The 21,334-nt window shown below is 43.4% G+C and carries 17 protein-coding genes; 12 read left to right on the forward strand and 5 right to left on the reverse strand.

Going from position 1 to position 21,334, the window contains the following annotated elements:
- The first annotated feature begins 1 nt into the window (after position 1).
- The 9 genes from ACMVDV_RS01690 to ACMVDV_RS01730 all read left to right on the forward strand — a co-directional run bounded on the left by ACMVDV_RS01690 (position 2) and on the right by ACMVDV_RS01730 (position 9,318).
- Positions 2 to 868 carry a phosphatidate cytidylyltransferase gene (locus tag ACMVDV_RS01690; RefSeq protein ID WP_416156973.1) on the forward strand — a complete coding sequence of 289 codons (867 nt, stop codon included), beginning with the start codon at positions 2 to 4 and terminating at the stop codon, positions 866 to 868.
- Entirely contained in the window at positions 865 to 2,070 is a 1,206-nt protein-coding gene (gene ispC / locus ACMVDV_RS01695) for a 1-deoxy-D-xylulose-5-phosphate reductoisomerase (RefSeq protein WP_304181344.1), read from the forward strand. The genes ACMVDV_RS01690 and ispC overlap by 4 nt, the downstream gene beginning before the upstream one ends.
- 1 nt (position 2,071) lies before the next feature.
- On the forward strand, positions 2,072 to 3,424 hold the full coding sequence (gene rseP / locus ACMVDV_RS01700) for a sigma E protease regulator RseP (protein ID WP_416156974.1): 1,353 nt from the start codon (positions 2,072 to 2,074) through the stop codon (positions 3,422 to 3,424).
- A gap of 105 nt (positions 3,425 to 3,529) precedes the next feature.
- Positions 3,530 to 6,001 (forward strand): outer membrane protein assembly factor BamA, encoded by a 2,472-nt coding sequence (bamA, locus tag ACMVDV_RS01705; protein ID WP_416156975.1) that lies wholly within the window; start codon positions 3,530 to 3,532, stop codon positions 5,999 to 6,001.
- Between the two features lie 11 nt (positions 6,002 to 6,012).
- Entirely contained in the window at positions 6,013 to 6,531 is a 519-nt protein-coding gene (locus tag ACMVDV_RS01710; protein ID WP_416156976.1) for an OmpH family outer membrane protein, read from the forward strand.
- A gap of 9 nt (positions 6,532 to 6,540) precedes the next feature.
- Entirely contained in the window at positions 6,541 to 7,578 is a 1,038-nt protein-coding gene (gene lpxD / locus ACMVDV_RS01715) for a UDP-3-O-(3-hydroxymyristoyl)glucosamine N-acyltransferase (RefSeq protein ID WP_304183425.1), read from the forward strand.
- A gap of 13 nt (positions 7,579 to 7,591) precedes the next feature.
- On the forward strand, positions 7,592 to 8,044 hold the full coding sequence (fabZ, locus tag ACMVDV_RS01720; protein WP_145240491.1) for a 3-hydroxyacyl-ACP dehydratase FabZ: 453 nt from the start codon (positions 7,592 to 7,594) through the stop codon (positions 8,042 to 8,044).
- 2 nt (positions 8,045 to 8,046) lie between these two features.
- Positions 8,047 to 8,817 (forward strand): acyl-ACP--UDP-N-acetylglucosamine O-acyltransferase, encoded by a 771-nt coding sequence (gene lpxA, locus ACMVDV_RS01725; RefSeq protein ID WP_304183424.1) that lies wholly within the window; start codon positions 8,047 to 8,049, stop codon positions 8,815 to 8,817.
- 117 nt (positions 8,818 to 8,934) lie between these two features.
- Positions 8,935 to 9,318 carry a septal ring lytic transglycosylase RlpA family protein gene (locus tag ACMVDV_RS01730; protein ID WP_416159037.1) on the forward strand — a complete coding sequence of 128 codons (384 nt, stop codon included), beginning with the start codon at positions 8,935 to 8,937 and terminating at the stop codon, positions 9,316 to 9,318.
- Here the strand turns inward: ACMVDV_RS01730 and cydC are convergent.
- From cydC to ACMVDV_RS01755, 5 genes are read right to left on the reverse strand one after another with little or no spacing between them, the layout of a single operon-like run.
- Positions 9,315 to 11,048 (reverse strand): thiol reductant ABC exporter subunit CydC, encoded by a 1,734-nt coding sequence (gene cydC, locus ACMVDV_RS01735; protein WP_416156977.1) that lies wholly within the window; start codon positions 11,046 to 11,048, stop codon positions 9,315 to 9,317. The genes ACMVDV_RS01730 and cydC overlap by 4 nt on opposite strands.
- The gene (gene cydD / locus ACMVDV_RS01740) at positions 11,041 to 12,828 is read right to left on the reverse strand and encodes a thiol reductant ABC exporter subunit CydD (protein ID WP_416156978.1); all 1,788 of its coding nucleotides are present in this window, start codon (positions 12,826 to 12,828) and stop codon (positions 11,041 to 11,043) included. The genes cydC and cydD overlap by 8 nt, the downstream gene beginning before the upstream one ends.
- Positions 12,818 to 12,970: a cytochrome bd-I oxidase subunit CydX gene (gene cydX / locus ACMVDV_RS01745; RefSeq protein ID WP_416156979.1), complete on the reverse strand. Its 153-nt coding sequence runs from the start codon at positions 12,968 to 12,970 to the stop codon at positions 12,818 to 12,820. Before cydX ends, cydD begins: the two co-directional genes overlap by 11 nt.
- Positions 12,971 to 12,983: 13 nt before the next feature.
- Positions 12,984 to 14,123 carry a cytochrome d ubiquinol oxidase subunit II gene (gene cydB, locus ACMVDV_RS01750; protein WP_416156980.1) on the reverse strand — a complete coding sequence of 380 codons (1,140 nt, stop codon included), beginning with the start codon at positions 14,121 to 14,123 and terminating at the stop codon, positions 12,984 to 12,986.
- Positions 14,120 to 15,718 carry a cytochrome ubiquinol oxidase subunit I gene (locus tag ACMVDV_RS01755; RefSeq protein ID WP_416156981.1) on the reverse strand — a complete coding sequence of 533 codons (1,599 nt, stop codon included), beginning with the start codon at positions 15,716 to 15,718 and terminating at the stop codon, positions 14,120 to 14,122. The genes cydB and ACMVDV_RS01755 overlap by 4 nt, the downstream gene beginning before the upstream one ends.
- Positions 15,719 to 16,097: 379 nt before the next feature.
- Between ACMVDV_RS01755 and lpxB the strand changes: the two genes are divergently transcribed.
- The 3 genes from lpxB to dnaE are packed head-to-tail and all read left to right on the forward strand — an operon-like array spanning position 16,098 to position 21,332.
- On the forward strand, positions 16,098 to 17,255 hold the full coding sequence (gene lpxB, locus ACMVDV_RS01760) for a lipid-A-disaccharide synthase (RefSeq protein WP_416156982.1): 1,158 nt from the start codon (positions 16,098 to 16,100) through the stop codon (positions 17,253 to 17,255).
- Entirely contained in the window at positions 17,245 to 17,841 is a 597-nt protein-coding gene (rnhB, locus tag ACMVDV_RS01765; RefSeq protein ID WP_416156983.1) for a ribonuclease HII, read from the forward strand. The genes lpxB and rnhB overlap by 11 nt, the downstream gene beginning before the upstream one ends.
- Positions 17,841 to 21,332, forward strand: coding sequence for a DNA polymerase III subunit alpha (gene dnaE / locus ACMVDV_RS01770; protein ID WP_416156984.1), 3,492 nt, complete (start codon positions 17,841 to 17,843; stop codon positions 21,330 to 21,332). The genes rnhB and dnaE overlap by 1 nt, the downstream gene beginning before the upstream one ends.
- The last annotated feature ends 2 nt before the right edge of the window (positions 21,333 to 21,334 follow it).

Here is a 21,334-nt window from a genome sequence, read left to right on the forward strand (position 1 = left end):
TTTGCTAAAACAACGAATTTTAACCTCTTTAGTGCTAGCACCTTTGGCATTGATATTGGTTTTTTACACACCACTTACACTGTTTAGTTATATTGCCGGCGCGATTGTTTTATTAGGCGCATGGGAATGGTCTGCATTTATGGGGCTGTGCGATAAAATGAAACGTTTTTCGTTTGTGGTATTTATTGGTTTGTTACTGGTGCTACTTAACTGGCACTGGCCAATTGACGGACTATGGAGCGATGGTCAGCTAGTCGGCGATGCGAATTATATATTCACACTGTCATTTTCTTGGTGGCTTGTAGCCACTTATTTAGTGTGGCGTTATCCAGCGATGGCAAAAGCATGGAATGAAGGGGTAGTGATGCGTGCCATTGCGGGTATTCTAACCTTAGTCCCCTTGTGGCTTGCGCTAAATACACTGCGCAGTGCTAATTATGAACAATCAACCCATTTTGGTTCAATGCTGATACTGGTCGTTTTAGGAATTGTTTGGAGTGCTGACATTGGCGCGTACTTTACCGGTAAAAACTTTGGCAAACATAAATTAATGCCGAAAGTAAGCCCAAATAAAACCATTGAAGGCCTAGCTGGCGGCGTTGTAGCGGCCGTTATTTTTGTACTCGCATTTTGTCATTTCACCGATGTTGATATGTCTGTGTGGCCAATTTACGCCATTATGACCATGTTTATTGCTTTATTTTCTGCCATTGGTGACTTACTTGAGAGTATGTTTAAACGTGAGGCTGGCTTAAAAGATAGTGGCTCATGTTTACCTGGGCACGGTGGCATTTTAGACCGCCTCGACAGCTTAACCGCTGCAGCACCCATTTTTGTTTTGTGTTATGCGTGGACACTTAGTCTATGAGTTGTAAACAGCAATTGGTGATCTTAGGTGCTACCGGCTCAATAGGTTTAAGCACCTTAGATGTGGTAGCGCGTAATCAACAACAATTTGCGGTATTTGCGCTTGCAGCGGGTAGCAATAGCGAATTAATGGCGCAATTATGCATTGCTCATCAACCACGCTTTGCAGTGATGGCAGATGATAACGCTGCAACACAATTAACTCTGTTGTTAGCGGGCAGCGACTGTAAAACAGTGATCCGCAGTGGCGTTGCCGCGATGAGTGAATTGGCTGCACACCCAGACGTTGACACTGTGATGTCTGCGATTGTCGGGGCCGCAGGGCTAATACCGACACTGAGTGCGGTAGCAGCTGGGAAAAAAGTATTACTGGCAAATAAAGAATCCTTGGTTATGTCAGGGCAGTTGTTTATCGATAAAGTTAAGCAACATAAAGCCACATTATTACCCATTGATAGCGAACATAATGCCATATTTCAGTGTCTGCCAAGCGCACTGCAAGGCTCGAAAAATAATGCTCAACTGCATGAGCACGGAGTAAGTAAAATTTTACTTACCGGCTCTGGCGGGCCATTTTTAACCCGTGCTATCGATACCCTAAAAGATGTGACTGTGGCACAAGCCGTTGCGCATCCTAACTGGTCAATGGGGCAAAAAATTTCGGTTGATTCAGCCACCATGATGAATAAAGGCTTAGAGTTTATAGAAGCCAAATGGCTGTTTAATTGTGCTGCGCAAGATATTGAAGTGGTGATCCATCCACAAAGTATCATTCACTCAATGGTACAGTACCAAGATGGTTCGGTATTGGCGCAAATGGGCAACCCCGATATGCGTACTCCGATTGCTCACGCTTTGGCTTATCCTGCTCGGATTGATGCCGGTGTAACACCGCTTGATTTCTCTGAGCTTGCTGATTTTACCTTTACCAAACCTGACTTTGCTCGTTACCCTAATTTGCAACTGGCAATAGCGGCATGCGAAGCTGGGCAGGGCGCAACCACCACCGTCAATGCGGCCAATGAAGTTGCTGTAAATGCATTTTTACAGGGGCAAATCGGCTTTACCGATATTTATCGCATTAATGCACAAACACTAGACAACACAATCGATGTAAACGTACACACGTTGGATGAAATTCTTGACTGTGACCGTTTAGCTCGACTTCAAGCAACGCAACTTATTGCAAAGGTGAACCGCTAATATGTTCGATTTTCTGTGGAATTTAGGTTCTTTTATTTTAGCGCTGGGTATTTTAGTAACAGTGCATGAGTACGGACATTTTTGGGTCGCTCGTAAAGCGGGTGTCAAAGTATTACGGTTCTCCATTGGTTTTGGTAAGCCACTAATAAAATGGCACGATAAACACGACACAGAATACGTCATTGCTGCAATTCCACTGGGTGGCTATGTAAAAATGCTTGATGAGCGCGTTGATGAAGTGCCAGCCGAGCAACGTCACTTATCATTTAATGCTAAATCGGTTCAAGCGCGTATCGCGATTGTCGCCGCAGGACCCATGGCTAATTTCATTTTTGCTATTTTTGCTTTAGCAGTGATGTACATGGTGGGTGTGCAATCGGTTAAACCAGTCGTTGGCTCGATCACAGAAGGTAGCCGAGCAGAGCAAGCGGGTATTATGCCGAGTCAACATATTGTAAAAATTGGCGACGATAATATTACCACTTGGCAAGATGCTACGTTTGCATTGATGGCCAGTTTAGGTGAAAAAAGCGTTGCTGTTACGGTGCGCGATGAGCAATTTCAAGAACAGGTGAAAACACTCGATATCGATGGTTGGAAGTTAGATCAGCAAGATGTGCCGCCATTAGCTTCATTGGGCATTGTGCCGTTTCGCCCGCAAGCGACTTTAACGGTTGCAACTATTTCAGCTAATTCAGCCGCTGCCGCAGCTAACTTACAGGCGGGAGATGAAATTATCGCGGTAAATGGCGAAACAATGACCGATTGGACTCAATTAGTTAATGTTATTCAGCAATCCGCTAACAAATCATTACAATTTAGTGTAAAAAGACAAGATAATATAGAACGTATAAACGTCACACCACAAGGGCAACCTAATAACGATGGTCAGTTACAAGGCTTTTTAGGTGTGGCTCCGGTGGTTGAAAAGTGGCCAGATGGTTACATTGAAACTAGACATTATGGCCCACTCGATAGTATGGTGCTGGGCGTAAGTGAAACATGGCGCTTGATCAGCCTTAGTTTTGACATGATTGGCAATCTAATTACTGGTCAAGTATCAGTGAAGAATTTAAGTGGTCCGGTTGGTATCGCTGTCGGTGCGGGAACTAGCGTAAGCTATGGCTTTGTAGCATTTTTAAGCTTCTTAGCATTGATCAGTGTAAACTTAGGCGTATTTAATTTATTGCCGTTGCCAGTACTTGATGGTGGGCACTTAATGTATTACATAATTGAACTTTTTCGTAGCAAGCCGGTCTCTGAAAAGACACAAGAATTTGGTTTTAAAGTGGGTGCCTTGTTACTCATTTTTCTTACATGTTTCGCTTTGTTCAATGATGTATCGCGATTATAAATAATTGCGACAGTCTCGAATTAAAAACACGATTGTAAAACACCGCTAAAGTATAGTTTTAAGGTGTTGAGCGGTAATACCGTTGTAAAGGATAAAGATAATAAAATGGCTATAAAAAAACATTTGGCAGTAACAAGTTTATTAGGCGCTAGCTTTGCAGCCCTAGGCCAAAACTCCTTTATTGTTGACGATTTAAAAGTTGAAGGCTTACAGCGCGTAGCGTTGGGAGCGGCATTAACGCATATCCCTATTAATGTGGGTGATAATGTTGATGACTACACAATTTCAAAAACGATTAAGTCTTTGTATAACTCAGGCCACTTTGACAATATCAAGGCACTACGTGATGGCAACAATGTTATTTTCAGAGTAACAGAGCGCCCAACAATCAGTATTATTGAGTTTGAAGGTAATAAAGACATCAAAGATGAGCAGCTAACTCAGTCGCTTGATCAGCAAGATATTCGCCAAGGCGAACCACTGGATAAAACCGTGGTTGATAATATTGAGAAAGGCTTAATTGAGTTTTTCCACAGTATTGGTAAATATAACGCTAAGATTGATGTCAGCATTACTAAACTTCCGCGTAACCGCGTTAAGTTAAAGCTTGAGTTTGATGAAGGTGATGCGGCGTCAATTCGCCAAATTAACTTAGTTGGTAACGAATTGTTTAGCAACGAAGACCTACTTGCGCTTGCAGAATCACAACAAGATTTACCGTGGTGGCAGTTTATGGGCAGCGATCGCTACCAGAAACAAACCATTGAGGGCGATCTTGAAAAAATCCGTAGCTTCTATTTAGATCGTGGTTATTTACGTTTTAATATCGATTCAACACAAGTATCAGTGAGCCCTGAGCGTGAATCGGTTTATGTTACTGCGAATATTTCTGAAGGCGTAAAGTACAAAGTTAAAGGCTTTGACTTTATTGGTGATTTACTTGGCCGTGAAGAGCTGATCAAAAGTGTTATTCCACTGCGTGCCGGTGAGCTTTACAATGGTTCAGTGGTGACCTCTTCTGAAGAGTTTATCAAAAGCTACTTAGCGCGTTTTGGTTATGCTAACGCTGAAGTACGTACTATTCCTGAAATAGACGACGAAAACAAAGAAGTTCAGTTAACTTTATCGGTGGATCCGGGGCAACGCGTGTATGTACGTCGTATTATCGTCGGTGGTAACCAAAATACCGCTGATGAAGTATTGCGTCGTGAAATGACTCAGCTTGAAGGTGCATGGTTATCAAACCAAAACCTAGAGCGTTCAAAATTACAAATTCAGCGTCTGCCATACATGGAAAGCGTTGATTTTAATGTGGTGCCAGTGCCGGGTGTAGATGACCAAGTGGACGTTGATTTTACTGTTAAAGAACAATCAGCAGGTAGCTTTAATGCCGGTCTTGCTTATGGTTCATACTTAGGTCTGCAATTTAATATTGGTGTTACTGAATCTAACTTCTTAGGCACAGGTAATCAAATTGGTTTTAATATCAATACGTCGCGTGGTTCTGAGCGAGTGAGCTTATCGTATACTGACCCTTATTTTACTCCTGATGGTGTATCGCAAGGCAGTAGCATCTTTTACAGTAACTACGATGCAAGTAAATTCAGCCTTATCGATTATAAATCGAAGAGTTATGGTATTGGTACTAACATTGGCTTCCCAATTGATGCGGTAAACCGGATTAACTTTGGGGTGCGTTGGATCCAAGAAGAGTTGTCTGATATTGCTGAATACGAGCAAACGCGTGTAATGCGTGAGACCTTCTTAGATCCGAATAACCCAGATGCTGGCTTTGACTTTACCAAGTACGAGCTGAGCGTAGGTTGGTCTCGAGTGACCGTTAACCGTGGTTTATTCCCAACGGCAGGTTCGCGTCAAACACTTAATTTAACGGGTACAACACCTAATTCAGATTTAACTTACTTTAAGATAAATTATGATTCACGTTTTTACTGGCCGATCAGCGATAACCATCGTTGGGTGTTCTCAACACGTGCCGCACTTGGTTATGGTAACGGTTATGGTACAACCAATGGTTATGACCAAACATTGCCATTCCAAGAGTATTTCCGTATAACGGAAATGGAACTACGTGGTTTTGACCGTAATACCATATTGCCGCGAGCTATTTCTCGTACGCCACAATTAATACCAGGTACCCCATTGCCAGATGGCTCCCCAACAGGCAATATTGGCGGCGCGCCTGAGTTTGATGTACTAACACCACAAGGGCGTATTGGTGGTAATGCTAAGGCTGTTGCAGGTATGGAACTAATCGTACCAACACCATTCTTAGATGAAGATAACACCAGCTCTGTACGTACTAGCTTCTTTGTTGATGCTGCAAACGTATGGGACACAGAATTTAACGTTGACCGTTATCAAAATTTAGGGCCGGATGAACGTGCTAAGCTTGAGGATTATTCAGATCCAATGCGCTTTAGGGTTTCAACCGGTTTATCATTGCAGTGGATCTCACCTATGGGTCCTATGCTGATCAGTTTTGCGTATCCATTGCAACAAGAAGAAGATGACGATACGAAGACCATCAGCTTTAACATTAGTAATACATTCTAAAGGAGTTTTTTGTGAAAAAATCATTTAAATTATCGGCAACTGCCATTCTAGCAACACTTATGATGGGTACTTCTGCAAGTGCTTTTGCACATAAAGTAGGTATTGTCGATATGCAAGAAATCTACAAGCAGATCCCGCAAATGGCAACAGTTGAGCAAACTTTACAAGCTGAGTTTGCAGAGCGTCGACAAGAACTAGAAAAACTACAAGGCGACATTCGCTTTGAAGCAGAAAAGTTCAAACGTGAAAGCACCACCATGAGCCAAGCGCAAAAAGATGCGTTACGTGAGAAAGTGGAAGGCATGCAAAAAAATCTTGCTGAAAAAGGCCGTCCTTTAGAGCAAGAAATCAAAGTACGTCAAAACCAAGAGCTTGCTAAAGTACAAGGTATTATCATCAAAGCAATCGAAGATATCGCTAAAGATGGCAAATATGATGAAGTTAAAGTTAAAGATACCACTATCTACTTTAACCCGAAAACGGTTGTTGATTTATCAAGTAAAGTTGTTGATAAAGTAAGTAAGCAATAGAACTGATATATGCATAATTATACGCTTTCGCAGATTGCGGAACTTCTAAGCGCCGAACTTGACGGTGATGGCGCTTTAGAAATCTCAACAATAGCTACACTTGCAAATGCCCGCTCTGGGCATATTGCATTTTTAGCGAATAAGAAATATCGCTCACAATTAGCAGAAACACAGGCTAGTGCTGTGATCCTATCTGCTGCTGACGCCGAGTATTATCAAGGTAATAAGCTTATCGTTGCGAACCCCTATGTTTGCTATGCGAAATTAGCCCAGCTACTCGATACCACGCCACGTTCCGCATCACAAGGTATTCACCCCACTGCGGTGATCCATCCTGATGCTACTGTTGCAAACACCGCGGCTATTGCAGCTAATGCGGTGATTGAAGCTGGTGCTGTGATTGGTGATAACGCGCAAATAGGTGCTAATTGCTTTATTGGTGAAAACACCAAAATTGGCAATGGTACAAAACTGTGGGCAAATGTCAGTGTTTACCATGATGTCGAAATTGGCAGTGATTGTTTATTTCAATCAAGTAGCGTGATCGGCAGTGATGGCTTTGGTTATGCAAATGATAAAGGCCAATGGATAAAAATCCCTCAGCTTGGTCGCGTGATCATTGGTGACAAGGTTGAAATTGGTGCCGGCACCACGGTTGACCGCGGCGCGATTGACGACACGATTATTCACAGCAATGTGATTATCGATAACCAATGTCAAATTGCTCACAATGTAGAAATTGGTTCAGGCACTGCAATTGCAGGTTGTACCGTGGTAGCTGGTAGTACCACGATTGGTAAAAATTGCCAGATTGCGGGGCTTGTAGGCATAAATGGTCACATAGATATCTGTGATGGTGTTATACTTACGGGTATGAGCATGGTAACTAAAGCGATTTCAGAACCTGGTGTTTATTCATCGGGGTTGCCACATTCTTCCAATAAAGAGTGGCGTCGTAACATTGCTCATTTACGTAATTTGCCAGAGATGAAAGTCCGCCTTAAAGCGCTAGAGACTCTGACTAAGTCATTAAACGTTGATAATTGATAAGGATGCTATTTTGGCAAACGAATTAAATAGCCTAGATATACAAGAAATTTTAAGCTTACTTCCGCATCGTTACCCGATGCTACTGGTTGACCGTGTACTTGATTACACTCCGGGTGAATCATTGCATGCGATTAAGAATGTAACTTTTAATGAACCTATCTTTACTGGCCACTTTCCAAACCAGCCTATTTTCCCTGGTGTATTAATTTTAGAAGCCATGGCACAGGCAACCGGTTTATTAGGGTTTAAAACAGTCGAAAATCGCAGTGAGAATGAGCTATATTTATTTGCAGCGATAGACAACGCGCGTTTTAAACAGCCTGTTACTCCTGGCGATACTATGCATTTGCATGTACAGTTTTTAAAAGAGCGTCGTAATATTTGGAAGTTTGCAGCAGAAGCAAAAGTCGATGGCAAAATAGTATGTAGTGCCGAAATCATGTGTGCGAGAAGAGAGCTTTAATTGTGATCCATCCTACAGCGATAATCGAACCAGGTGCAAAGTTAGGCAATAATGTCTCAGTTGGCCCGTATAGCTACATTGGCAACGATGTAGTGATTGGCGATAACTGCATTATTGAATCTCACGTTGTGGTCAAAGGTCCATCAACAATTGGTTCAGGCAATCATATATTTCAATTTGCGTCTGTAGGCGAAGCTTGCCAAGACAAAAAATACAATAATGAGCCAACCACGCTTATCATTGGTGATAACAATGTTATTCGTGAATGCGCTACTATCCACCGAGGTACGATTCAAGATCAAGGTGTGACTAAGATTGGCAGCAATAATTTATTTATGGCTTACACTCACGTCGCTCATGATGCGGTGATTGGCGATAACGTTATTTTTGCTAATAATGCCTCTGTGGCGGGCCATGTACATATTGGTGACTGGGTTATCTTAGCGGGTAACTCAGGTATTCATCAATTCTGTAAAGTGGGGGCACATGCCTTTGTAGGTATGTACTCTGGCGTAAACAAAGATGTGCCACCGTTTGTCACAACCATTGGTACGCCAGCGGGCCCAGTTGCAATCAACACCGAAGGCATGAAGCGCCGTGGTTTTGAAAGCGATGAAGTGATGGCAACGCGTCGTGCTTACAAAACCCTTTACCGTAAGAGCTTAGGTGTTGAAGAAGCACTTGCAGCCTTGAGTGAAGACGCTGCAAAATATCCTGCAGTGCAACTGATGGTTGATTTTGTGAAAAACTCAGAGCGCGGTATTATTCGTTAATAGTGTGCTCTATTAAAAAAGCCACCGATTATCACCAATAATCGGTGGCTTTTTTGTTTTTATAGCAGTTAATTCAGTTGATACCTGCTACTTTTATGCATTCTAAGGGAGCGTTGAATTTTGATTAAACCACTTTTAATTAGCTTATCACTGGCTATTTTAGCTGGCTGTAGTAGCTCGCCTGCAAACTATGCTGAAACAATCACGGGTGTTACTGAGCAAGGAAAGGCCAGCTTTTATGCCGATAAATACCATGGTCGGCTGACCGCCAATGGTGAAAAGTTTGACCAACAAGCCATGACGGCGGCTCACAAACAACTCCCGTTTAACAGTAAAGTTAAAGTCACAAACACCGCAAATAACCGTGCTGTGGTGGTTAGAGTCAACGATCGCGGCCCTTTTATTCGTGGTCGTATCATTGACTTAACAAAGCATGCGTTTGAGCAACTAGCAGAGCCGAACTTAGGGGTTATTAATGTAACCGTTGAAGTGATTGATTAAAACCGTGTGATCAAGTTCACGTAATCAGCGTGATCTGTTAATAATTGCTGATGGGTTGCAATCGCTTTTACCTGCCCTTGCTCTAACCAAATCACTTTATCCATATTGGCAAGTAAGGCTGGATCATGAGTTATGCTGATCACAGTACAGTGCTGCATGCTGGTTAATATCGCATCCATAACCTGATGTTTAGATTGATTGTCGAGTCCTTCGGTCGGCTCATCAAGCACTAAAATTGCTGGCGCACGAAGTAGGGCTTGTGCTAACGCTAAACGCCGAGATTGTCCGCGAGATAAGCTTCTGCCACCTGTGCCTAAGCGGGTGTCTAACCCTAGTTTTAACTCGCTAAGCCAATCACCTAACTGTGCATGTTGACAGGCTGTACGCATTTGTTGTTTAGTTGCTGAGGGCGCCGCATAGCGTAAATTTTCAGCAATAGTGCCATCAAAAATATGGTGTTGTTGCGCAACGATATTCACCAGTTCGCAGCGATTTTGCTGACTAATGGCGTTAATAGCGATGGTTTTGTCTGCCGAGGTTAGGTTTATTGCCCCGTTTTGCTGTGGCCATAAACCACTGAGTAAATTAACCAGGGTACTTTTACCGCTACCACTTTGACCGACAATAGCCACTTTTTGCAGTGCTGAAATTGTAAAATTGATATTATTTAGCGCAAAAGTATCGCCGTGGTAACAATAGCTAAGTTGTTTAAATTCCAGCCCTAAAGGTTGCACAGCCACTAGCTCATTTGTGTTGTTAGTCGTAGGGCGCAGTTTATCTTCTAAAGCAAAAATACGTTTTGCAGCGCTGAGCGCTACGGGCAATTGGATAAACGCATTGGGCAGTGTTAACACCGTTTCAAAACTAGCGAGTACAAACAAGCTGAGCATGGCTAATTCAACATTCACCATAGCCCCGCTATAAACCAGTGGTGCGATTATCAGCATAGCACCGAGCATACTCAGTTGTACTATCAGCAGGGATAAGCCATTACTGGTTGCCTCTGCATTATGGCGTGTAAATAATTGCTGATTATAGCGCTCACTGGCTGTACGGCACTGTTCAACTTGCTGTTCAGTGGCTTGGTAAATAGCCAGCTCTCTGAGGCCGCTTAAAGTATCAGATAACTCTGCGCGTAACGTGGCTGAGTATTTGGTTTCGAGATCCGCGGTTTGTTGCAGTTGCTTACTTAACATTAATGGTAGTAGAACGCCCACGAATAGCAGCGCAATAAAGCACAGCAGCGCAACATTGGCGTTATATGCGCTCATAAATATCAGTACAATTGGCACGCTTATTAACGCAACAATCATCGGTAATAATACGTTTAAATAAAATTTATCGAGCGCTTCTACATCATTTTGCATACGGTTAAATAGATCGGCGCTGCGGCTCATCGCTAAATCAACATTGCTTAGCTGGCTTAGCGTGTTAAAAACACTGACACGAATTTCACTTAACAGTAAAAAGGTGGCGTTGTGGGTCACTAATCGCTCGCCGTAACGAGAGGCCGTTCTTACGATTGCTAAAAACCTAATGGTGCCTGCAGGTGTGAAGTAGTTCATCTGTACGCCAGCTAACCCAGCTGCCGCCATCGCTGCTAAAAACCAACCCGAAATAGCCAGTAGGGCAACGTTAGCCAGTACGGTCAGAGTTGCTAAAAAAGCGCCTAATAGCATAGCACCTAGGTGCGGCTTACATAATTTAAGTAAGCGCATAAAGTCAGCCATTTTGTGTGCTCCTTGCATTAACTAAATCAAACAGTGCGCCATGCTGATTGAGCAAGCTTTTAAAGTCGCCTTGTTCAATCACGCTGCCATCTTTCATTACCAGTATTTGTTTGGCGTGCTCGATAGTATTTAAGCGATGGGCGATCACCACAACAAGGTGATCCTGCGCATATTGATTAATCGCTGTTTGCACTAGTTGCTCGGTTTGGCTATCAAGGTGTGCGGTGGGTTCATCAAGCACTAAAATGGGCGCTTGTTTTAAAAATGCCCGCGCTAAAGCAATGCGTTGCTTTTGCCCGCCAGAGAGCCCTTCGCCTTGCTCACCAATGTGAGTATCAAACCCCTCTGGTAATGCATTTATAAACTCAAGCGCGCCAGCTTGCTTGGCTGCGGCTGCTAATTGTGCGGCTGTGGCATCCGGTTTTGCGAGTAATAAATTGGCCTTAATGCTACTGAACAGTAATGTTGGCTGCTGTGGGATCCAGGCAATATGTTGCTGCCATTGGCTAATATTAGATTGGCTTAGCTGCTGCTGATCAACCGTGATGGCTGTGATCACCTGCGGGTGAAATCCTAATAAGCAATCAACTAAGGTGCTTTTCCCTGCGCCACTTTGACCAACAATGGCATACAAGCCGGTGCCTGCAAAGGTGAGGTTAATATTGTTAACCCCTTCATTACTGTCTGGGTAGTGAAAGTTTAAATTGTTAATATGCAGCTGTTTGATGCACTCTAAGCTGAATGGAGACTGTTCTTGCTGCTGGGAGAGCGATTGGTTATCGTCACCAACAATGGGTTCATTCAATATTTTTAGCATATCTGTCGCAGCACTGATGCCTTCTAACTTGGCATGATAATGACTGCCCAATTGCCGTAGCGGTAAATAAAACTCCGGTGCCAGTAATAGCACCACAAAACCAGTGGCAAAGTCTAAAGTGCCAAAAAACAACCGAAAACCGATGATCACAGCCACCAGTGCTACGCTGATAGTGGCTAAAAACTCCAGTGCAAAGGACGATAAAAATGCAATTTTTAGCACGCTTAGAGTCGCATGGCGAAAGTCATCAGAGATTTTGGCTATTTGTTTTAATTCACGCTTTGTGGCATTAAATAACTTAAGTTGTGTAAGCCCTTGAAGCCTATCAAAAAAGTAATTACCTAACACAGCCAATTGTTGCCAGCGTTGTTGATTAAGCTGCTCAGCTTGGTGGCCAACTAAAATCATAAAGAACGGAATAAGCGGTGCGGTAAATAAAAAAATCAAACCGGCTTTCCAGTCAGTGGGGAAAATCACCATCAAGATAGCTAGAGGGATCAATGCACTGTAAGCCACACTGGGTAAATAATTAGCGTAATAATCGTGCAGCGCTTCAACACCATTATGCAAGGTATTTAAGGTTGCGCCATGGCCGTGTTGTTCAATATAGCTTGGCCCAAGCAGTGTTAGTTTTTCAAGTAGTGTATGGCGCATCGCGGTTTTAATTTTAAGCGCAGCTTTGGCACTGATACGCTGGGAAAACCCAAGCAGTATCGCGCGCGCGAGTATCAGTGCTGCTAATGGCCAAAGTAAAGGGGTGATGGTCGCTAAATCCGCGTGTTGAAACATCACTAAATGAATCGAGCGGGCCACCAAGTAAGCACTGGCAATCATCAATAGGGCATTAAAAGTGCCTAATGCAATACTGATTTTTAACAGACTACCGGCGTGATCAGAATGGGTTTTTAAAAACGCGCGCAACGTAGTTTGTTGCGCGCGATTTGGTCGGGGGTTAGTCGTCATTTTGGCGATTAAGCCTATCGTATAATTCTTGTTCGTCGTCTGCGATACTGTCTTTGTTTTGACCAAATTCATACCACATAACGTTGATCACACCTAACGTACAGGCTAATAAAACACCGAGTATCCAAGCAAAATACCACATAAGTTAGATCTCCTTAATAACTGCCATGGCTATTATTTTCAATTTCTTTAACGGTCACTTTGCGCCACATTTTTACATAACACCATGTGGTGTAGCATAAAATAAGTGGTACAAAAATAACAACCGCAACAAACATAACATTCAAGGTCATATGACTCGATACCGCATCCCATATCGTTAAGCTGATATCGGGGTGATTACTTGATGGCATAATAAACGGGAACAATGACATGCCAGCGGTTAAAATTACCCCCGCAAGCATCAAACTAGTACAAATTAGTGCTAAAGCGGGTTTATTTATTTTTGAAAATAACCATGCAGCTGCCGCCATCGCAAAGGCGACGACAGGGAATGCAATACTCAATGGGATAGTTTGGTAATTATTTAACCATGCTCCCGTTGCTGTGCTGACCGTTTTATCCAGTGGATTAGCAAAGCCTTGTTTATCACCCATAGAGACGATTTGATAGCCATCAAGGTTTGCAACCCAGATACCAGCAACAGCAAATAACACGATGAAGACTAACAATGCATAACGACCATATTGCGCTGAGCGGCGAGCAACATCACTGTCAGTACGCAACTGTAACCACATACCGCCATGGGCAAGTAACATAGTGATACTAATTATTCCTGCTAGTAGTGCAAAGGGATTAAGTAGCGCAAAGAAAGACCCTTGGTAACTTGTTCTAAGGTATTCATCAATGCTAAACGGCACGCCTAAAAATAGATTACCAAAGGCTACACCAAATACCAGCGCAGGAATGGCACTGCCGGCAAATAAGCCCCAGTCCCAATTGTTACGCCAGCGTAGTGAATCAACTTTGCTACGATAATCAAAACCTAACGGTCTAAAAAAGAGCGCAAATAACACCAACATCATGGCAAAGTAAAAACCTGAAAATGCTGCTGCATACACCATCGGCCAAGCTGCAAATAAGGCACCACCGGCGGTGATAAACCATACTTGGTTACCATCCCAATGTGGGCCTACCGTATTGATCACCACACGGCGTTCGCTGTCGGTTTTACCTACGAGTTTGATAAGCATAGCGACACCCATGTCCATACCATCGGTGATAGCAAAACCAATCAGTAGTACACCGATGATCACCCACCAAAGTAACTTTAACGTTTCATAATCGAAAATCATGATTTTGCTCCTTGCTCGTCAGTTAGTTGGCCGTGATTTATATGTTGATCATGTTCAAAATGGTATTTACCAGTATGTAATGAACTAGGGCCTAGCTTTACAAAGCGCAGCATCAGCCAGCCTTCAACAATCGCAAGGCCGGTATAAAATACGATAAAGCCCGTTAAACTAATCAATATATCATTGACAGTCAGTGATGAAGTGGCCAAAAAGGTCGGCAGTATTTCTGAGATTGCCCAAGGCTGGCGACCATACTCTGCAACTATCCAACCAAATTCAATGGCTATCCATGGCAGAGGAATACTCCACACTGCAGCCCATAATAGCCAACGTTTTTGTTCAATCACGCGATGCGCATTGTAATAAAAAGACAGAATAAATACGCCCAGCATAATCATCCCACAGCCAACCATAATTCTAAATGACCAAAACATCGGGCCAACTTTAGGGAATGAATCTTTCACCGCTTGTTGAATTTGTGCTTCGGTCGCATCCACTACATTTGGGGTGTAACGTTTCAGCAATAAGCCGTAGCCTAAGTCAGCTTTGAGGGTGTCAAACTTAGCAATATTCTCTGGCGTATCATCACCACCGCGCAGCTTCTCAAGGTATTTATACGCAATCATACCGTTACGAATACGCACTTCGTGTTGTTTTTCTAAATCATTAATGCCGATGACTTGCTCATCTAACGAGCGAGTAGCGATTAAGCCCAGCGCATAGGGAATTTTAACTGCGGCATGAGTCACTTGCTCATCAGAATCAGGAATACCCACTAGCGTGAACGCGGCGGGGGCTTCTTCGGTGTGCCATTCAGCTTCTATGGTTGCCAATTTTACTTTTTGTACTTCGCCTACTTCATAACCAGATTCATCACCGAGTAAAATAACACACAGAATTGACGCTAAACCAAAACCAGAGGCAACAGAAAACGAACGTTTTGCAAAGGCGAGATCACGACCTTTTAGGATATACCAACTACTAATACCCAGTACAAACATAGAAGCTGCAACATAACCCGCAGACACCGTGTGTATAAACTTAACCTGCGCAACGGGGTTAAATACCAGTTCAGCAAAACTGGTCATTTCCATACGCATTGTTTGATAGTTAAATTCAGCACCGACCGGATTTTGCATCCAACCATTGGCGACTAATATCCACAGCGCAGACATGTTAGTACCAATAGCCATTAAAAAGGTGGCACCTAAATGTTGGCGTTTACTGAGTCGCTGCCAGCCTAAAAAGAACATACCAACAAAGGTCGATTCTAAAAAGAATGCCATAAGCCCTTCAATCGCAAGGGGTGCGCCAAATACATCGCCCACATAATGAGAGTAATAAGACCAGTTAGTACCAAACTCAAATTCCATGGTAAGGCCAGTCGCGACCCCAATGGCAAAGTTGATACCAAATAATTTACCCCAAAACTTGGTCATATCTCGGTAGATCTCTCGACCGGTCATCACATAGACCGACTCCATGATCACTAAGATCCAAGTCATTCCTAGGGTCAGTGGTACAAATAAAAAGTGAAACAGGGCGGTGACAGCAAACTGTAATCGCGATAGATCCACAAAGGTTTCATCTATCATTTTTTATAGCTCCTTGTATGTGCGGGCGAGTCACAAAACAAATAAAGTAAGCAAAAGTTATTTAATGAAGTTTCAGTAATTATTGAAACTTTATGCATTATTCTCTTTTGGTTAATTATTGTCAATCACAAAATGAGTAAATCCTTAGTCCCTTTGTGAGTATTGCAACGCGTTTTGTTAGCTTTAGTAAGTGAAACACAGAGTTTAACTATTTACCAATATATGATTGAAAAACAGACAAATAGTTTTAATTGTATCAGTAAAGGTACGTTCGCGAAGGTTTCTATAATTTATTCAAGCTGTGTCATTTAATCACATTAAAAAACACGCTAGACTAGGGCGTATGAGCGTCTTGTTGACTTGTGAATAAAAAACAACCATGAATAAAGATAAACAGCCACTGCGTATAGCGATTGTAGTTGGAGAGCTTTCCGGCGATATTTTAGGCGAGGGCCTAATTAAAGCGTTAAAAAAACGCTACCCAGATGCCATTTTTGAAGGTATCGCAGGGCCAAAAATGCAGGCGCAAGGCTGTAACAGCTTATTCGATATGGAAGAGCTTGCCGTAATGGGGTTAGTTGAAGTGCTAGGCCGGTTACCGCGGTTATTAAAAATTCGCAAGCAACTAGTCCAACATTTTATTGATAACCCGCCTGACGTTTATATAGGTATTGATGCCCCTGATTTTAACTTACGGGTTGAAAAGCCGTTAAAAGATGCCGGCATTAAAACGATTCAGTATGTAAGTCCATCAGTGTGGGCATGGCGTGAAAAACGTATTCATAAAATCAGCGCTGCAACTAACATGGTGCTGGCGTTATTACCGTTCGAAAAAGCCTTTTATGATAAGCACAATGTACCTTGTACGTTTGTCGGCCACACACTCGCTGATGATATTGCCCTTGAGCATGATGACAGTGGCGCACGCCAACAACTGGGTTTAAGCCAAGATGATAAAGTATTGGCATTGTTACCGGGCAGCCGAGGCTCAGAAGTCGGCTTGTTGAGTGAAACTTACCTGAAAACGGCAGCCGGTTTACAGGCTAAAAACCCTGATTTAAAAATAGTGGTGCCGCTCGTTAACGCGCAGCGTAAAGCACAATTTTCAGCTATTTTGGCAGCTACCGCACCGCAGCTGAATATTCAATTGTTAGATGGCCAATCAAACCTTGCTATGCAAGCGGCAGATGTTATTTTAATTGCGTCGGGTACCGCGACCCTCGAAGGGATGCTGTATAAAAAACCTATGGTAGTCGGCTATAAAATAAAAGCCCTCAGTTATTGGATATTTAAAAGCTTGTTCACTTTTAATATTAAATATTTTTCACTACCAAACTTATTAGCTGACGAAGAACTAGTGCCTGAATTTATGCAGCATGATTGCAGTGTTGAAAACCTAACCCATGCCCTTGAGCCGATGCTAAATAGCGATAATAATGAATTAAAAGCACGCTTTTTAGCTATTCACCAGCAAATACGCTTGAACGCGAGCGAGCAAGCCGCCGCCGCTGTTGCGGAGATTATAAATGCAAATTGAACGACCCAACCTCGCGCTTATCGCAGGTGTTGACGAAGTAGGCCGTGGCCCATTAGTCGGCGATGTAGTAACTGCAGCTGTGATACTTGATCCGGCAAAACCAATTGCAGGCCTTGCTGATTCAAAGAAGTTGACCGATAAAAAGCGTCAAGCATTGGCTGTCGAAATAAAAGAAAAAGCCCTGTGTTGGTCAATTGGTCGTTGCAGCCCAACCGAAATAGACGAATTAAATATTCTCCATGCCACCATGCTGGCTATGACTCGCGCAGTCGAAGGATTAAGCACTGCACCGGAATTTGTATTTGTTGATGGTAACCGCTTACCCGCATTTACTATGCCTGCGCAAGCAGTTGTTAAAGGGGATAGCTTAGTTGCAGAAATTTCAGCGGCATCCATTATTGCTAAAGTGGCCCGTGATGATGAAATGATTGCGCTTGATAAACGCTATCCAGAATATGGCTTCGCGGGTCATAAAGGTTATCCAACCAAGGCGCATTTTGCTGCCCTTGAACAATACGGCGCCATTAGTGAGCATCGTAAAAGCTTTAAACCAGTGCAACGTGTACTGGCAATGCAGGAGAAGTAATGGCAGCGCCAGATTTTGTCCACCTGCGGGTGCATTCTGACTTTTCGATGGTCGATGGTTTAGCGAAAACTAAACCGATCGTAGCTAAAGCGCAAGAGCTGCAACTACCGGCATTGGCGATTACCGATCAAATGAATTTATGTGGCTTAGTACGTTTTTATGACAGTGCCCATAATGCCGGTATTAAACCCATTGTTGGTGCTGATTTTTGGCTGCATAGTCCTGAATTTCCTGAAGGGCCTTGCCGGTTAGTTATTTTAGCCAAAGATAACGTCGGTTATAAAAATCTCACACTACTAATTTCAAAAGCATACCAACGCGGGCATTTATTTCACCGCCCAGTGATTGACAGAGAGTGGCTGATTGAGCACAAAGAGGGGCTTATTTTACTCTCTGGCGGCAAAGACGGCGATTTAGGGAAAGCGCTATTAAAGGGCAATCCAGCCACGGTTGAGTCGGTAGTTAGTTTTTATAAACAGCATTTTAGTGATCACTACTATATTGAGTTGATACGTACCAAGCGTACGCAAGAAGAAGACTATTTACACTTAGCGGTCGAGCTTGCAACCGTTGAGCAACTGCCAGTAGTGGCTACTAACGAAGTGGTGTTCTTAAAACCTGAAAACTTTGAAGCCCATGAAATCCGCGTAGCAATTTTTGACGGCTATACGCTCGATGATAAGCGCAGGCCAAAACGTTTCTCTGAAGAACAATACTTAAAAACCCCAGAGCAAATGGCCGAGCTGTTTAGCGATATTCCAGAAGCGCTGCAAAACAGTGTGGAAATCGCCAAGCGTTGTAATGTGACGGTGCAGTTAGGGACGTACTTTTTACCTGATTACCCAACTGGCTCATTAAAAATTGAAGACTTCTTAGTTAAAGTTTCAAAAGATGGCCTAGAAGAGCGCCTGCAGTTTTTATTCCCTGATGAAGCTGAGCGCATAGAAAAACGCGGTGAGTACGACGAGCGTTTGCAAATCGAGCTCGATGTAATCAACCAAATGGGTTTCCCCGGTTACTTCTTAATCGTAATGGAGTTTATTCAGTGGAGTAAGGATAACAATATTCCAGTAGGGCCTGGGCGTGGTTCTGGTGCGGGTTCACTCGTGGCTTATGCACTAAAAATTACCGACTTAGATCCGCTCGAGTTTGACTTACTGTTCGAACGATTCTTGAACCCTGAACGTGTATCGATGCCGGATTTCGACGTCGATTTCTGTATGGATAGACGCGATGAAGTAATCGATCACGTATCGGCGTTATATGGTCGGGATGCGGTATCGCAGATCATCACTTTTGGTACCATGGCGGCGAAGGCAGTAATACGTGATGTTGGTCGGGTGCTTGGTCACCCTTATGGTTTTGTTGACCGTATTTCAAAATTGATCCCGGGCGACCCTGGTATGACGCTTGCCAAAGCGTTTGATATTGAGCCACGCCTGCAAGAAGCCTACGATGGCGATAGCGAAGTAAAAGACTTAATCGATATGTGCCGCATCCTCGAAGGGTGTACACGTAACGCCGGTAAACACGCCGGTGGTGTGGTTATTTCGCCGACTACTATTACTGATTTTGCCGCACTGTATTGTGATGATGAAGGTAAGTTTCCGGTTACCCAGTTTGATAAAAATGACGTAGAAACAGCAGGTTTAGTTAAGTTTGACTTCTTAGGTCTGCGAACCCTGACCATTTTGCAGTGGGCAGTTGATATGACCAACGAGCGCCTAACCCGAGAGGGCAAAGAGCCGATAGATATCAACACCATAGCACTGGACGACCAAAAAAGTATCGACCTACTGTTAAGGGCAGAAACCACCGCGGTATTCCAGCTCGAATCACGCGGAATGAAAGATCTGGTTCGGCGCTTAAAGCCTGACTGCTTTGAAGATATGATAGCCTTGGTTGCCTTGTTTAGGCCTGGGCCACTACAATCGGGCATGGTAGATAACTTTATCGACCGAAAACTCGGCCGTGAAGAAATCTCATATCCAGACGCACAGTATCAGCATGAAAGCTTAAAACCGATTTTGGAGCCGACTTACGGCATTATCTTGTATCAAGAACAAGTAATGCAAATTGCTCAGGTACTAGCAGGTTACACCCTAGGTGGCGCCGATATGTTACGTCGTGCCATGGGTAAGAAAAAACCAGAAGAGATGGCCAAGCAGCGTTCAACCTTTGAAGATGGGGCGCGAAATAACGGTATTGACGGCGAACTGGCGATTAAAATCTTCGACTTGGTAGAGAAGTTCGCAGGTTACGGTTTCAACAAATCGCACTCCGCAGCCTATGCGTTAGTGTCGTACCAAACGCTGTGGATGAAAACCCATTACCCCGCTGAATTTATGGCGGCGGTGATGTCGGCTGATATGGATAACACCGAAAAGATCGTCACCTTGGTTGATGAATGTGAGAACATGAAACTCACCTTATTACCGCCAGACGTAAACGCCGGTGCCTATAAATTTACAGTAAACCTCAAAGGTGAAATTGTTTACGGTATTGGCGCGATCAAAGGGGTCGGTGAAGCGCCTGTTGACGCAATCTTAGAAGCGCGAAGTGCCGGTGGGCCATTTAAAGATCTGTTTGATTTTTGTGCGCGGGTAGATTTAAAACGTATCAATAAACGTGTAACCGAAAAATTGATTTACGCAGGTGCACTTGATCAACTCGGTCCTGAAAAAACGCAACCAGCGCGTGCTACGTTATTGGCGAGCTTAAAAGATGCCATGCGCGCAGCAGATCAACATCATAAAGCGGAGTCGTTAGGACAAACCGATTTATTTGGCCTGCTTGCTACAGAGCCCGATGAGGTTGAACAAGCCTTTATAAAGGCCACGCCACTGACCGATAATCAATGGCTTGATGGTGAAAAAGAAACCTTAGGTTTATACCTAACTGGGCATCCGATAAATCAGTATCGTAAAGAGCTGAGATATTACACCAGTGGTAAATTAGTGGATTTGCAGCCAACTAATCGTGATGTGCAATCTACCGCTGCAGGCCTAGTGATTGCGGCGAGAGTGCTGGTAAACAAAAAGGGAAATCGCTGGGGACTTGTAACTTTAGATGACAAGAGTGCCCGTATTGATGTACGCTTATTCCCAGAACAGTTTGAAATGTACCAAGATATGCTGCAAATCAACAATATCTTGGTAATATCTGGACAGGTCAGCTTTGATAACTTCTCTGGTGGTATTACAATGACCGCCAGAGACATCTGCACCATCGCGCAAGCGCGAGAAAAACGGATTAAAGCGATTAAAATGACGCTAAATATGGTGCAAATCGAAGCGAACTTCTTCGAAAATTTACAAAAAGTACTCGAACCTTATAAGTTTGGTACTTGTCCGATTAAGGTTTACTACCAGCGTCCAGATGCGCTGGCACAGTTAACTCTCGGGACAGAATGGTGTGTTACGCCTAGTGATGACTTAATTCATAAGTTATCCTTAATGGCGGCGCAAGATGTAGAACTAGAATTTAACTAATT

It is taken from the genome of Pseudoalteromonas sp. ASV78, assembly GCF_047806705.1.
GTDB classification, from domain to species: domain Bacteria; phylum Pseudomonadota; class Gammaproteobacteria; order Enterobacterales; family Alteromonadaceae; genus Pseudoalteromonas; species Pseudoalteromonas prydzensis_A.